Source organism: Chryseobacterium soldanellicola (genome assembly GCF_900100115.1).
Lineage (GTDB): Bacteria > Bacteroidota > Bacteroidia > Flavobacteriales > Weeksellaceae > Chryseobacterium > Chryseobacterium soldanellicola.
The window spans coordinates 783,069-796,597 of record NZ_FNKL01000002.1; the positions used below are offsets into that span (position 1 = coordinate 783,069).

Annotated in this window: 13 protein-coding genes and 2 tRNA genes; 4 read left to right on the forward strand and 11 right to left on the reverse strand. The window is 35.9% G+C overall.

The window, feature by feature from the left end; all coding sequences use genetic code 11:
- Window positions 1-65: 65 nt before the first annotated feature.
- Window positions 66-953 carry a neutral zinc metallopeptidase gene (locus BLT04_RS08410; RefSeq protein WP_089755335.1) on the reverse strand — a complete coding sequence of 296 codons (888 nt, stop codon included), beginning with the start codon at window positions 951-953 and terminating at the stop codon, window positions 66-68.
- A gap of 181 nt (window positions 954-1,134) precedes the next feature.
- On the opposite strand from BLT04_RS08410, the gene rplU reads away from it, so the two are divergent.
- Both rplU and rpmA read left to right on the forward strand, forming a co-directional pair.
- Window positions 1,135-1,710: a 50S ribosomal protein L21 gene (gene rplU / locus BLT04_RS08415; RefSeq protein WP_089755336.1), complete on the forward strand. Its 576-nt coding sequence runs from the start codon at window positions 1,135-1,137 to the stop codon at window positions 1,708-1,710.
- Window positions 1,711-1,728: 18 nt separating this feature from the next.
- Window positions 1,729-1,986: a 50S ribosomal protein L27 gene (rpmA, locus tag BLT04_RS08420; protein ID WP_089755337.1), complete on the forward strand. Its 258-nt coding sequence runs from the start codon at window positions 1,729-1,731 to the stop codon at window positions 1,984-1,986.
- Between the two features lie 71 nt (window positions 1,987-2,057).
- On the opposite strand, the gene BLT04_RS08425 is transcribed toward rpmA, so the two are convergent.
- A complete protein-coding gene (locus BLT04_RS08425; protein WP_170828449.1) occupies window positions 2,058-2,849 on the reverse strand; it encodes a T9SS-dependent choice-of-anchor J family protein in 792 nt (263 codons plus the stop codon).
- Window positions 2,850-2,999: 150 nt separating this feature from the next.
- On the opposite strand from BLT04_RS08425, the gene BLT04_RS18990 reads away from it, so the two are divergent.
- The gene (locus BLT04_RS18990; RefSeq protein WP_089755339.1) at window positions 3,000-3,185 is read left to right on the forward strand and encodes a bacteriocin-like protein; all 186 of its coding nucleotides are present in this window, start codon (window positions 3,000-3,002) and stop codon (window positions 3,183-3,185) included.
- 41 nt (window positions 3,186-3,226) lie between these two features.
- Here BLT04_RS18990 and BLT04_RS08435 read toward each other — a convergent pair whose 3' ends face one another.
- The 7 genes from BLT04_RS08435 to BLT04_RS08465 form a co-directional block, all read right to left on the reverse strand.
- Window positions 3,227-5,752, reverse strand: coding sequence for a DUF5686 family protein (locus tag BLT04_RS08435; protein ID WP_089755340.1), 2,526 nt, complete (start codon window positions 5,750-5,752; stop codon window positions 3,227-3,229).
- Between the two features lie 176 nt (window positions 5,753-5,928).
- Window positions 5,929-6,918 (reverse strand): hypothetical protein, encoded by a 990-nt coding sequence (locus tag BLT04_RS08440; RefSeq protein ID WP_089755341.1) that lies wholly within the window; start codon window positions 6,916-6,918, stop codon window positions 5,929-5,931.
- 57 nt (window positions 6,919-6,975) lie between these two features.
- Window positions 6,976-7,965, reverse strand: coding sequence for a hypothetical protein (locus BLT04_RS08445; protein ID WP_089755342.1), 990 nt, complete (start codon window positions 7,963-7,965; stop codon window positions 6,976-6,978).
- A gap of 172 nt (window positions 7,966-8,137) precedes the next feature.
- A tRNA-Asn gene (locus BLT04_RS08450) sits at window positions 8,138-8,214 on the reverse strand.
- A 189-nt stretch (window positions 8,215-8,403) separates the two neighbouring features.
- Window positions 8,404-8,477, reverse strand: a tRNA-Asn gene (locus tag BLT04_RS08455).
- Window positions 8,478-8,557: 80 nt separating this feature from the next.
- Window positions 8,558-9,901, reverse strand: a complete 1,344-nt coding sequence (rseP, locus tag BLT04_RS08460; RefSeq protein WP_089755343.1) for an RIP metalloprotease RseP — start codon at window positions 9,899-9,901, stop codon at window positions 8,558-8,560.
- 103 nt (window positions 9,902-10,004) lie between these two features.
- Window positions 10,005-10,445 (reverse strand): DUF6646 family protein, encoded by a 441-nt coding sequence (locus tag BLT04_RS08465; RefSeq protein ID WP_089755344.1) that lies wholly within the window; start codon window positions 10,443-10,445, stop codon window positions 10,005-10,007.
- A 102-nt stretch (window positions 10,446-10,547) separates the two neighbouring features.
- Between BLT04_RS08465 and BLT04_RS08470 the strand changes: the two genes are divergently transcribed.
- Window positions 10,548-11,300: a nitrilase-related carbon-nitrogen hydrolase gene (locus tag BLT04_RS08470; protein WP_089755345.1), complete on the forward strand. Its 753-nt coding sequence runs from the start codon at window positions 10,548-10,550 to the stop codon at window positions 11,298-11,300.
- Between the two features lie 57 nt (window positions 11,301-11,357).
- Here the strand turns inward: BLT04_RS08470 and BLT04_RS08475 are convergent, their stop codons facing one another.
- Both BLT04_RS08475 and BLT04_RS08480 read right to left on the reverse strand, forming a co-directional pair.
- On the reverse strand, window positions 11,358-11,657 hold the full coding sequence (locus BLT04_RS08475) for a thioredoxin family protein (RefSeq protein ID WP_089755346.1): 300 nt from the start codon (window positions 11,655-11,657) through the stop codon (window positions 11,358-11,360).
- Between the two features lie 227 nt (window positions 11,658-11,884).
- On the reverse strand, window positions 11,885-13,294 hold the full coding sequence (locus BLT04_RS08480) for an MBL fold metallo-hydrolase (RefSeq protein WP_089755563.1): 1,410 nt from the start codon (window positions 13,292-13,294) through the stop codon (window positions 11,885-11,887).
- Window positions 13,295-13,529: the final 235 nt, after the last annotated feature.

The window sequence follows — 13,529 nt, forward strand, 5'->3', positions numbered from 1 at the left end:
GATAAATAAAAGGAGGTAAGACTTTTCGCTTACCTCCTTTCTGATAATATGCTAAAAATGAATGTTTATTGCAGGTTTTTAAATTCTTCTGCAGAGATTTCTCCGGATTGAATTTGTCTTAATTCTTCCATATATTGACTCATATACGCATCAATTTCAGGATTTCTTGAGTTTTTGCCCATTTTGTAGGTTCCGTTTAAAACGCCTTGGTAATAATAGAAGAAATTATAATCAAAATCAGACGCAGAAAGACTATACTGGCCTAAAAGGAATCCCAGACGAACGGCCGATCTCCTTTGTGGCGGAGTTCCGTGATGTCCCGGACTTGTAGTCTGATAATCTCCGATGCTCTGAGCGAATTCATAAGCCGCTGCAATTTGAGCAAATGTTGTTTGATTATAGCCTGTTGGTCTTCTCAGATAATATCCTGCAAAACCATCTGCTTCTAATTCGTTTGGCCGTGCGGTTGACTCACTTACAGAAGGTAAGTTGAAAATATACTGCAGCTGGTGGCCATATTCATGGGCGAGGATCATGGCGTTTACAATATCACCGCCCTTTGCTTTTGCATCATAATAAATAGCATACCCGTAATAGATTTTTCCTGTAGAATAAGAAATCGCATTATACGTTGAATTGAAATTTGAAGGATCATTTACAAATCTCAAAGTAGGATTGCTTCTTCCCCACATACTGGCAATTTTAGTCATCTGAGCATTCATAAAATTAGTGTCTGTGGCATTTTGAAGGCTTGTTGTTAAAACCGAAGAAGAGCTCCAGTACTGATCTACATAATAACAGATTTTTTCAAGTTCTCCGGGCTGCTCGATTTTTCCGGTTTGTGCTTGTGGATCTTGTGAAACGGGTGTTTCCAGATTGTCGTCGTTACATGCTGTAAGTGAGAATACAGCAAATGCTCCTGCTAATAAGCAGAAATTAAGGCTTCTTTTCATATAAAATATTTTTTGGTAAAAACGAAGGTATAAAATTATCCGATATAATTCATCACTTTATGGTGAAAAATTATTTAAAGCATAGTTAAAAACTTTTTCTTAAAAAGATGGGTTTGGTTGTAAGTGAATTAGAAAATTATTCATATATTTGCACCTCGAAATAACTAAAAATTTATAAACAATGTTTGCAATTGTAGAAATAGCAGGGCTTCAATATAAAGTTGAGCAAGACCAGAAGTTGTTTGTAAACCGTTTAAAAGGAGATAAAGGAGGAAAGGTATCTTTTGATAAAGTACTTCTTACTGTAAACGGAGCAATCACTGTAGGCGCCCCAGCTGTAGGCGGAATCACTGTAGAAGCAGAGATCCTAGACCACGTAAAAGCTGATAAAGTAATCGTTTTCAAAAAGAAAAGAAGAAAAGGTTACCAGGTAAAAAATGGTCACAGACAATCTTTAACTCAAATTCAGATCACTGGTATCACAGGTTTTGAAGGAGCACCAAAGAAAGCTGCTAAAAAAGAAACTGCTAAGGCAGAAATTCTTTCTGACAACGAAACGGTAAACTTCGGTGAAGATCACGAATTGAACTATCACTTAAAGAAAAACGGATTATCTCAGTCTAAAGAAAACAGAGATACTTTAATCACTTTAAGTAAAGCAGTTAAAGTTGAATTAGAAAAGACTGTTCTTACTCATGCAGAAATAGATGCTGCTATCGTAAAGAACATCGACACTTTTAAAGCATTAAACAAATAATAAAAATCCACTTATAAAATGGCACATAAGAAAGGAGTTGGTAGCTCCAAAAACGGTAGAGAATCTCACTCTAAAAGATTAGGTGTGAAGATTTTCGGAGGACAAGATGCTATTGCCGGAAATATTATTGTTAGACAAAGAGGTACTCAGCACCACCCAGGTGATAACGTGGGAATCGGTAAAGACCACACTTTGTTTGCTCTAGTAGACGGTAAGGTAGTTTTTAGAAAAAAAGCAAATAACAGATCTTTCGTATCTGTAGAAGTAAACGCATAATCTAAAGCGTTTTATAAAAAATAAAATCCCCGACATTTTTGTTGGGGATTTTTGTTATGTAAAGGAATTTTTTATTTTTTAATAAATTTTTGAGAGCTCACAGTGCCATCATTATTTTTTATCTGAATAATATAAGTTCCTGAAGTTAAGTTCTGTACAGGGATTTTTTCTTCATTTTTTAAAGTTTTAATTTGTTTTCCGCTAAGATCAGATATTGAAACTTCAGAAATTTGTTTTTCCGAAGAAATATTAATATAATCTGAGGTCGGATTTGGAAATATTTTGAATGATTTTTTTTGAAGATCCGTTTCAGAAGTTGCTAAAGCACCGGCATTTACGGTAACATTATCAACATTGATGGAGCAGCCGTACCATGCAACACCCTCAAGAGCAATCTGATAAGTCGCTGAAGGAGAAGGTAAGACCAATACTCCGGAAGTCACCCAATCACTGATGCTGGAATCAAAATTGGTAATTAAAGTCCAGGCTCCTGAAGATGAGGTTCTGTAATATACCTTCAATTCATTTTGATCGCCGCCCCAATCTTTATTTCGATAATAAAATTCTAAAGTAGGATTTGTCGCGGTAGATAAATTCAGCACCGGACTTACATATTTTGTAGTGTCTCCGTTAAAGGTTGTAATGTCAAACTGAGCCATGTAGGTTCCCTGATAAGGCCCGGTGGAGTAGCCATAATATGAAGTTTGTACGTTTGTCCATTCTTTGGTTCCCGATTCATAGATTTTTGTCCATGAAGGTGCGGTTGGTGAGTCGGTTTCAAATGTTTCTGTCCAGGGGAAGGTTGTGACTTGTGCATCAATTAAAACAGAAACGAAGATTAAAGAAAATAAAATATTTTTCATAATTAACAGTTTTAATGATAAACTAATATACAAATTTTTATTAATATTGTAATTAATTCTAAAAATCATTACATTTGACTTGAAAAAAATAATTAAATGTGATAACCTGTTATTTGCTTTACTTAAACATCAAACTATAAAAATATTATTATGAAAAATTTAAAGAAAATTAATCGTCAAGAGTTGAAAAACGTAATGGGAGGAGCGCTTCCCGAAAAAGATTGTTTACCTTGTGATGTGTACTGCAAAATTCCGGAAGGAGAAAGGCCTCCGTGTAATATTGTATATATTGTGGCCCACTGTAACGGGTGCAAGAATTATCCGTCAGAATCTTAATAAAAAAAATCTCCTTTGCTTTAAAGGAGATTTTTATTTATTTAAAACCCAACCTGGAAGCCGGCTTTAATTCCAAATGCTGAAATATCCGGTCGGTCGAGGTAATTACCTCTCCAGTTGAAGTCTACTCTGAAAATTCTAAGGTTCCCAAAACCGATGTTTTCAATTCCGAAACCGTATTCATAATAAATATGATCACTTGGCGCAGAATATTTGAATCCTTCTACATTGATCGCTTTTGAGGCATCGCTCATCGTTCCGTAAGCCCCTCTGATAAAGGCCACCTCTCTTAATTTTAACTTTTTAATTAAAGGAATATAAGAAAGAATCTTGCCATTAAAATGATGCTCCAAATGTAGTGTAGCATACGTATCCGCAACAAATTCATAATAATTAAGCTGTGCAAAAGTATTGCTTGCCAAACTGTATGACTGGTTCCCCGGAATTACATTTTGTAAGGCTAAAGGCACGGTATCAAAGTTTTTTCCGGCTTCAAAATTAATCAGTGTTTTTCCCCAGCTTCCGATCAAAACGGGCTTATAAAACATGAATTGTAATTTATTATAGCTGTAATCCGCATTAAATAAGCCTTCAATACCTCTTGTATATTTTAAGACAATGGTAGGAGCCAGGGTTCCGTGCTCGTATCGGTCAACGCCGGTTTGGGAGAATTTTGCGCCCGGTCTTGCAATTAAGCTTACTGTAACGTGCGAGTCATTAACGGTTTTTCTTAATTCGCCATTTCTGTAATACATCAGGTTAAAGCCATCAGGATTTGCAGATTTAATGCTTTGCATTGTTCCGTCAATTCTAACCTGGAAGTTTTTCCAGGGCTCAATCGATGTGAATATATTGGTTTGATTTACAGAGCTTAATGAAGCGTTTTCTCCTCTTGCAAATAGAGTGGAAGAAGCAAATGAGCGAGACATTATCCCATCATCATTGGTAAGTTGTACCCCAAGCTGCATGATATCTCTTCTTGTTCCTGCGCCGACCATAAAACGATTCAGCCTGTTGAACATATATCTACCTTCAACACCATATTTAAATTGCTTATCTTTAAAGCCATAAGCATTGTAAAACTGAATTCTCCAGGGATCATTTTGCCCGAAATACGTTCTTGCACCGAGCCTTATTCTGTCGCCTTCTACTTCATTCTTCCCGTAAATTGAGAATATCGGGCCAATATCTATTCCTTTAAAAGCATTGTAATAACCGGAAGCCAGTGTTTCATAGATTTTTACAATTCTGTTGAATTTTGGGGTCTGCTGAAGCTTATCAAGCATTTCATAAACTCCCTGCTCACTTTTAGACAAAGAGTCGGGTCTGGCTTTTACCCAATAGGCATCGTCCTTATCAACGAATTTATTGTCATATTCTTCTTCTCTTCGGACAAAAACTTTGTCTTCCAGAGGTTTATTGAATTCATAATTTGAGTAATCCACAGACCGTTTGGCAATAATGCTTTTTGAAGTTTTTTTCTTGGCAAAAGGGGTCAGTTCGATTTCTGTGACGAATTTTTTAGGTAAAAAGGTATTTTCGTCGGGATTATCATATTCAAGTTCTGTTGAAATTGAATTAATGAAATTTACATTGATTTTTTGAGTTGATTTTAAGGTAGCGCCCAACACGGCGTAACTATCCGTATCAATATAAAGGTATCCCTGGAAGGCCAAAACTTCGGTCCTTTTAGGCAGATATCTTATTTTGTAGGCATTTTCTCCGCGTATTGAGATGGTGTCAACTAAATTGTAATCATAGGTGCTGAAACCCGTTTCTCCAACAGGGCTCGGAAATCCTATATCAAAATAATTAATGGTATTATCATAAATATTAATGTCGCGATAGAGGTTTTTTGCCGTAATCGTAATCACCTGATTGTCCTGAAAACCGGACGTTTTTTGTGCAACTAAGAGCCTTTTTGTTCTTTTATCAGGTTTATTCCTTCCAAAATTTTCATAAATAGATTCATTTAAGAAAATAGGAAGCCCCATTTTGCCGCTTGCCGTAGAATCTGCATAATCGAATATAAAATCTAATTTATTAAAGATCTTTTTATTCATAAAAGCACTGTCCAGATTATTGGCGTCAAACTGTATTTTTTCGTATTCCTTGAAAGTGTAGGTGTTGAATTTATCAAGGCCGTTGTTTCTTTTTCTCTTCCAGACTTCCTGCATAATTGCATAAGCCGGATTTTCTTTCTTGTTTTTGTATTTTGGCTTTTCGTTGTGGATAACGACTTCTTCAATATTGCTTACCTTTTCCTGAGCAAGCTTTACAAAAACATTATTGGCATTTTGAGGAGTGATATCTACCGATTGTAAACCATAGTTTTTTCTTAAAAACTTTAATTTATAAATAATACTGTCAGATTGTATGGTAAAATTTCCTGTGGTAGTGGTTAAAGAGGCTTTATCACTGTCGTTGATGAAAATATCAACGCCGGTGATTTCTTTATTGGTTCTGGCGTCTACGATTTTGCCGTTCGCTGTATTTTGTGCACAAACAAGGTCGATGAAAAATAGCAGAAAAAAAAGAGGGTAATATTTGGAATTAGTAATTAACATTTGTTGTTTCTTCAAGCATTTAGCATAAACAAAAAGTATGCTGTTTATTTAAAAAGATTAATAAATTTAAAGTTTTTTACAATTAATTATAAAAGTGCAAAGGTAACAAAAATAACGCCATCATTTTGAAGGCGTTATAGTTATTGTTTTGTTAAAATGATAATGAGGCTGAATCGTTATTTTTGAAGTTCAACAAAAATGTATCCTAGAGCTCCAAAACCCAGAGAATCACCGTCTGCGATATTGACATTGACTCTGTAGAAAGTTCTGTCCGTATAGGAAAAGAAGTTAAATTGCGCATGCCCATCCTGAACACAGTTTAGTGGAACTGCTGTTATATCGGCAAAAGTTGGCGTAAGGGTTATAGGTACGGTATTAACTAATGTAGAAGCATTTTGTGCTGTGGTATACATTGCATGGGAAATGCCAATATTATTAGCTCCAGATGTGGATCTTATCTGAACGTATGTGGTTGAATTAGTACAGGTAGTGGTTGGATAACGGAATTGCAGAGTTCCGATAGTAACGGTGGAGTTAGCGGCTGAATTAGCATCAATACTAAAAGATTTAAAAGTAGAAGTTAATGGCGCAACATTTTGTATGACCACATTTCCTGATGCGTCAACTCCTAAAGCGGCGGCATTTGGGGTAGTTGCGGTTGTATTATTAATGTTGGTAAATTTTAAGCCGGACGTTCCTGTTGTGCCGGACGCGACTTCCAGTTTTGCTGTTGGTGCAGCGGTACCGATACCGACATTTCCGGCTCCTGTAAATCCTAGATTATTCCCGCCCAGCGCTACGTCTCTGGTACTGTTAAGCGTTCCATTAGAATTATAGATATTAAGAATGCTTCCTGTTGCAATTTTAACCCAGGCTGTGCCGTTGTAGAAATAAAAGCCTACGGCATCAACGTTTACCGCATTTCCAGTTTGGGTACCGTTTATAAGGTTGATGTAAATAATAGTTGAAGTAGCTATTCCTGTCATATTTTGAGCGCGCTGCCTGTCTACTCTCGGTACAAGAAGCCCGTCAATTGTTGAAGCGGTTCCTGCTGGCGTTTTTGCGACAACATCCAGCGTTGCGCCGGGTGTTGTGTTATTTACACCGATTTGTGCAAATATATGAGCTGAAACGGATAATAATGTAAGTAAAATATATTTTTTCATGATTGTTTGAATATGTTGTGATGTAAATTTTATAATTAATTGTAAAAAGGCTGTGTTTTATCTTTGAAGTTCGGCAAAAATATATCCTAATGCTCCAAATCCTAATCCGTCTCCATCTGCTAAATTAACGGATACCCTGTAGTAAGTTCTATCTGTATAAGAAAAGAAGCTTAGCTGTAAATGACCGTCCTGAAAGCAGTTTAATGGTAAAGTTGTAATGTCAGTAAACGTTGTTGCTGCAGTTAGCGCAGCTGTATTTACGAAAGACGATGCGTTTTGAGCTGTTGTATATTGGCCGTGAACAATACCTATATTACTGGCTCCGGTTGTTGATCTTACCTGTACAAAAGAGGTGGATCCTGATGGGCAAGATGTTGCGGTTGCACGGAACTGCAGATTTCCTATCGTTAACAATGAGTTGGTCGGGGTATTGGCATCAAGATTAAACGATTTGAATGTAGTTGATAAAGGTACCGTGTTTTGTATCACCACATTTCCTCCGGCGTCAACTCCTATGGTAGCCGCATTCTGAGTTGTAGCAGTCGTGTTATTAATGTTGCTGAATTTTAATCCGGATGTTCCTGAAGTTCCAGATGCAATTTCCAGCTTTGCCGTAGGAGAGGCAATTCCTATCCCGACATTTCCTGTTCCTGTAAAGCCTAAATTATTTCCGCCTAAACCTACATTTCTGGCTCCTGAAAGAGTTCCGTTAGCTGTATAAATGTTAGTGTTTTCTCCGGTGGCAATTTTTGTCCAGACTGTTCCGTCGTAAAAATAAAAGCCGGCGGCATCAATATTTACTGCTGTTCCGGCTTGTGTGCCTGTTGTTGGATTATTGATGTAAATCAGTGTCGAGGTTGGGGTGCTGGTCATATTTTGTGCCCTTTGTCTGTCAAGTCTCGGAATAATCATTCCGTCTGGCTGAGTGGCCGTTCCTGTTGGATTTTTAGCTGTGATGTCTAATGTAGATGCAGGATTTGGATTGTTGATCCCAATTTGAGCAAAAATACAATAAGGTATAAAAAACAATAGAAAAACTTTCTTCATGGTAATAAATCTTATTTTTTGAAAATTTACAAATATATTTTAACAATAATTGCATGTTTTTTTTAATTTTTTAATAATTTTTTGAATGTAATTAAAAATTACAGCTACTTTTAATAATCAAAAAAAAGATTTATTATGCAAAAAAAAAGACCTACATTTCTGTAAGTCTTTTTGGCTCCTCCTGCTGGGCTCGAACCAGCGACCCTCTGATTAACAGTCAGATGCTCTAACCAACTGAGCTAAGGAGGAATTTTCCTTTGTTTTTCGTGCTGCAAATATAATATGAATATTGATATGAAGCAAGTTTTTACCGTTTGATATTAACCAAAAACCGCTATCAGATTATTTTTCAATAATTTAAATTTCAAAATAAATCTTTTATCCTCTTCTGGAAATTTATAAAACAAAAAAAGACCTACATTTCTGTAAGTCTTTTTGCTCCTCCTGCTGGGCTCGAACCAGCGACCCTCTGATTAACAGTCAGATGCTCTAACCAACTGAGCTAAGGAGGAATGTCCTTCGTTTTAAGTGGTGCAAATATAGGACTGATATTTATACCATGCAAGTTTTTTAATTAAATTTTTAAAAAAAGTTAAAATTTGTCAGTTATGATCTTAAAGATATCGTTTCCGAAAATCAGTAACATCAAGCCTAACAGGAAGATAACTCCAATCATCTGAGCATTTTCCAATACTTTTTGTGGAACTGGTTTTCCTACAATCATCTCATATAATGTGAAAATTACGTGTCCGCCATCCAGTCCCGGAATAGGAATTAAGTTCAAAAAGGCTAACCAAACGGAGAACATTGCTGTAAAACTCCAGAAAGCTGTCCAGTCGATCGATACGCTTCCGTCTTTTGCTTTGTCAACAGGCATGTTTTTTATGATCGCAAGCGGCCCTCCAACCTTTTTATATCCCTGAACTTTTTTATTAAAAATTAATTTAAACTGTTTGATCTGATACGTTAAGCTTTCAATACTTCTTGTAAATCCTCTTCCGATAGATTGACCGAATGTGAAATGCTGAGTTGTCGCAAACTTTTCAATCTGCTTATAAGATGCAATTCCGATCGTTCCTTCTTTTGAAACAGGAATCGTTAACGGCATAATATTTCCCCCTCTTAAAACCTCAATATTAAGGTCTTTTCCTACATTTTTTCCTACAACATCTTTAAATTCGTCATAATAATTAATCTTCTGTCCGTTGGCTGAAACCACCTGATCGCCTACTTTTAATCCTGCCTCCGCAGTTTTAGGATTGAAAATAGAATCAATTACAGCGGTATATCTTGGCGTAAGAAATGCTTTGGGGTTTTCGTCTTTAAAAGCTAATGCCTTCCCGTCATCATTGGTATTAAAGGTAACTTCTTTTCCTTTTCTTAAAACAGTAACCTGATCGCTTAATAAGATATCTAAAGACAATTTATCTAAATTATTCTGAACCTTTCCGTCAACTTTCAAAATTTTATCACCGTCCTCAAAGCCCATTGCTTTTGCAATATGGGTGTAATGCATTGGTGTATTTCCTTTTGAATCAAATGATGTTTCGCCATTAAAATAGGAAAGACATCCGTAAATCAGCCAGGCCAGGAAAAAGTTTACCGTAACTCCTCCAAGCATGATGATCAATCGCTGCCAAGCCGGTTTAGCTCTGAATTCCCAGGGTTGAGCGGGTTGCTTCAGCTGCTCTGTATCCATACTTTCGTCCACCATTCCGGCGATTTTTACGTAACCTCCGAAAGGAAGCCATCCGATACCGTACTCTGTTTCTCCGATTTTTTTCTTGGCGATAGAAAACCACGGATCGAAAAACAGATAGAACTTTTCTACTTTGGTTTTAAACCATTTTGCGGGTAAAAAATGCCCAAGCTCGTGAAGAACGACCAGGATAGAGATACTTAATATAAACTGGAAAATCTTGATTGCTAATTCCATTAATAAATTTTAGATTTAATTTGCAAAGGTAACAATTATCAAAACTATGCCAAATAAAAAAGCTCCTCTAAATGAGAAGCTTTGTCATATATTATAGGATATTTTATAAATTGAACGAAACGCCAAGGCTGCCATTGTTGCCAACTTCCGCAAAAACACCGATTTTGTCCGTAAAAAAGTATCTTGCGCCAATGTGAGCTCCGATTCCGAAATCTTTTCCTAAAACTCCGACATCAACTCCCGGATAAATATCCAGTTTTTCAGGCAACTGTAAGGCATCTTTTAAATGGAAATTCAGCCTTCCGAAGATAAAAACCCTGTTATCATTGTCATTATCCTTATAATCTCCAAAATAAGCATTTAAACCGGCTCCGACAGAGATTAATTTATTTAAGCCATAATCGTAAGTTCCTGTAACTCCCGTTCCGTATCCCCAGGCGCTCAATCCCAACTGGATTTTCTGATCTCCTTTTCCCGTCCAGGCCTGAGCATTTGCCGTAGCTCCGAAAAATATTAACGTAAACATAAAAACCAATTTCTTCATAAATTTTACTTTTTTACTGTTGTTACTAAAAAATATCCGCATCAAAAATAGAACCGAAATCAATGGAAAATCGTATTTTTATGGAAGTTTTTAACAAAGTTTATGAAAATCGCAGGGTTAAATTTAGATATCGTCTGGAAAAATAAAAGTAAAAATTTTTTATTGATTGAAAAAGAACTAGAAAATATTGAAGCAGATCTATTCCTTTTGCCGGAAATGTTTCCAACAGGCTTTTGTATGGATGCTGAAGAGGTTTCAGACAAAAATCAAGAGTCTTTGGAGTTCTTAAAAAAGGTCTCAAAAGAAAAAAACGCAGCTTTCTGCGGAAGTGCTCCTGTAGAACAAAACGGAAAATTTTACAATAGAATGTATTTTGTTCAGCCTGATTCTAAGGTTGATTTTTATGATAAAAGACATTTGTTTTCTTTCTCCGGCGAAGATAAGGTTTACACTCCGGGGCAAAAAAGAGTGATTGTTAATTATAAGGGATTCAGGATTTTACTGCAGGTTTGTTATGATCTTCGTTTTCCTGTTTTTGCAAGGAATAATGATGATTATGATGCGATTTTATATGTTGCGAACTGGCCTGAAAAAAGAGTTGGAGCCTGGGAACATCTGTTGAAAGCCCGCGCCATTGAGAATTTGTCCTTTGTTTTTGGATTAAACAGAATCGGAACAGATGGAAATCATCTTTTTTATCAGGAAAGCTCACATTGTTTTTTTGCAGACGGAAAGGAAATTTCTCAAAAAAACGGAAATATTGTTTCTGCAGAATGGAATTTAGAAGAATTGAAAGATTTTAGAAATCACTTCCAGTTTTTGAATGATCGAGATTCTTTTTCGATTGATCTATAAAAGATTGAGGTTAAGATTAAGGTTGAAAAAATTGAGCCTTAATCTTAACCTTAAAGTTTAAGCATATTCTTTTAAAAGTTGTGTTAGCGTATTGACATCATGCACGCCGCTTTCTTTCCAAAGCATTTCTCCGTTTTTGAAGATCGCTAAAGTCGGAACACCACGCACCCCGTACTGAGACGCAAGGGCAGGGTATTGATCAACATCTACTTTTATAATTCTGGCGCCTTCGCCTATATTTTCTTTTACTGTCGTTAAAACCGAAGACTGTACTTTGCAGGGTTGACACCACGTTGCAAAAAAATCAATAAGGACAGGTCTTTCGGATTCAATGATTTCCTGAAATTTTTGTGACATAGTTTTTGATTTTTATGTAAAACACTTTAGTTTAAGAAGTTCTAAGCTTATTTTAATCACTTAAAAGAACACTCGAAAAAATCGAAACTTTGTGTTTTTTAAACAAGCCTTGAATGTTAAACTAAATAAACTAAAGTGTAAATTTTAATTAATTTTTTTTTCAATCATTGCTGATCTATGAAATTGCAGCAACAATAATTCCAAAAAAATGTTCTTTATATTAATTTTTATAAAGTTTTTGACTGACAGACAAAATCCGAGGTTGGAAGTTTTTCTGTTTTTTTAATTCCGTTAAAACCACCTTCTATTTCGGTAAAGTTTCTGATTCCATGTGAGTTAAGAATGCTTGCTGCGATCATGCTTCTGTAACCTCCGGCACAATGCAGAAAGAAATGTTCAGAATCATTAATTGTGCTTACCCAATCACTTATTGCGTCTAATGGTTTGCTGTACGCATTGTCAATATGTTCTGCAGAATATTCTGAAATTTTACGGACATCAATAATTTTTGAATCTTCTGTAAATTGTTCTGTAAACTCAAGAGGAGAAATTCTTTTCACTTCATCCGTTTCTTTCCCTGAATTTTTCCAGGAAGCAAAACCTCCTTTTAAATATCCCAACACATTGTCGAATCCGACTCTGCTTAATCTTGTGATCACTTCTTCTTCAGTTCCTTCGTCAGAAACCAATAAAATTGGGTGTTTTACGTCTACAATCAGATTGCCTACCCAAGGCGCAAAATCACCTTTTAAACCTATATTAATAGAATTTGGAATGAATCCTTTGTGGAAATCTGCGGCAATTCTTGTATCTAAAACCAAGGCTCCGGTTTCTTCAGCATAATTTTCAAAATCTTCTACAGGAATAGGATTTAAACCTTTATTCATCACACTGTCAAGACTTTCATAACCTCCTTTATTCATGGCTACATTCATCCCGAAATATTTTGGAGGAGCCGTCAGGCCGTCAAGAACTTCTTTGATAAAAGATTCTTTATCAGGCTGATTTAATGCATAATTTGTTCTTTTTTGATTGCCTAAAAGATCCACAGTTTCTTTCTGCATATTTTTTCCACATGCAGAACCCGCGCCGTGAGCAGGATAAACGGTAATGCTGTCATCCAAAGGAAGGATTTTGCTTTGCAAGCTTTCGTATAAAATTCCGGCAAGGTCTTCCTGGGTAAGATTTGTTGCTTTTTGAGCAAGATCAGGTCTTCCGACGTCACCTAAAAATAAGGTGTCACCCGTGAAAATAGCAGTTTCTTTCCCAAGTTCATCAATCAGAAGATATGTTGTGCTTTCCATCGTGTGGCCTGGGGTGTGAAGCGCTTTTATCTTTACTTTTCCGATCTCGAAAATTTGGTTGTCTTCTGCAATAATTGCCTCAAATTCAGGGTTGGCGGTTGGTCCGTAAACAATCGGGGCATCAGTTTTTTTACTTAAATCCAAATGTCCCGAGACAAAATCTGCATGAAAATGAGTTTCAAAAATATATTTTAACGTTACATTATCTTTTTCCAAACGATCAAGATAAGGCTTTACTTCTCTCAACGGGTCTATGATAGCAGCTTCATTTTCTGATACGATGTAATAGGCGCCCTGTGCCAGGCAGCCTGTATATATTTGTTCAACTTTCATTTCTTCTGTAACAGTTTTGTTGTTATTTTCAATATACAAAAATCGGCTTTATTTTTTTAAAACAAACTAAAATAAATAAACCATAAAGATAGAATAAATCTATAAAGCTTTTATTTATTCTAATTTAGAATATTAAAATAGCCAATTCAAAAATTTCAACACTAATTTAAGCATATTTATAGAGACTGAAAACAGAATTTAGCCAGGATAATTTTTCAGCGCTAAATGTTTCTAA

What these genes read in the sequence shown, in the direction of transcription:
- BLT04_RS08410 (WP_089755335.1), bottom strand. Translation starts at nt 953, where the DNA reads ATGAAAAGAAGCCTTAATTTCTGCTTATTAGCAGGAGCATTTGCTGTA.
- rplU (WP_089755336.1), top strand. Translation starts at nt 1,135, where the DNA reads ATGTTTGCAATTGTAGAAATAGCAGGGCTTCAATATAAAGTTGAGCAA.
- rpmA (WP_089755337.1), top strand. Translation starts at nt 1,729, where the DNA reads ATGGCACATAAGAAAGGAGTTGGTAGCTCCAAAAACGGTAGAGAATCT.
- BLT04_RS08425 (WP_170828449.1), bottom strand. Translation starts at nt 2,849, where the DNA reads ATGAAAAATATTTTATTTTCTTTAATCTTCGTTTCTGTTTTAATTGAT.
- BLT04_RS18990 (WP_089755339.1), top strand. Translation starts at nt 3,000, where the DNA reads ATGAAAAATTTAAAGAAAATTAATCGTCAAGAGTTGAAAAACGTAATG.
- BLT04_RS08435 (WP_089755340.1), bottom strand. Translation starts at nt 5,752, where the DNA reads ATGTTAATTACTAATTCCAAATATTACCCTCTTTTTTTTCTGCTATTT.
- BLT04_RS08440 (WP_089755341.1), bottom strand. Translation starts at nt 6,918, where the DNA reads ATGAAAAAATATATTTTACTTACATTATTATCCGTTTCAGCTCATATA.
- BLT04_RS08445 (WP_089755342.1), bottom strand. Translation starts at nt 7,965, where the DNA reads ATGAAGAAAGTTTTTCTATTGTTTTTTATACCTTATTGTATTTTTGCT.
- rseP (WP_089755343.1), bottom strand. Translation starts at nt 9,901, where the DNA reads ATGGAATTAGCAATCAAGATTTTCCAGTTTATATTAAGTATCTCTATC.
- BLT04_RS08465 (WP_089755344.1), bottom strand. Translation starts at nt 10,445, where the DNA reads ATGAAGAAATTGGTTTTTATGTTTACGTTAATATTTTTCGGAGCTACG.
- BLT04_RS08470 (WP_089755345.1), top strand. Translation starts at nt 10,548, where the DNA reads ATGAAAATCGCAGGGTTAAATTTAGATATCGTCTGGAAAAATAAAAGT.
- BLT04_RS08475 (WP_089755346.1), bottom strand. Translation starts at nt 11,657, where the DNA reads ATGTCACAAAAATTTCAGGAAATCATTGAATCCGAAAGACCTGTCCTT.
- BLT04_RS08480 (WP_089755563.1), bottom strand. Translation starts at nt 13,294, where the DNA reads ATGAAAGTTGAACAAATATATACAGGCTGCCTGGCACAGGGCGCCTAT.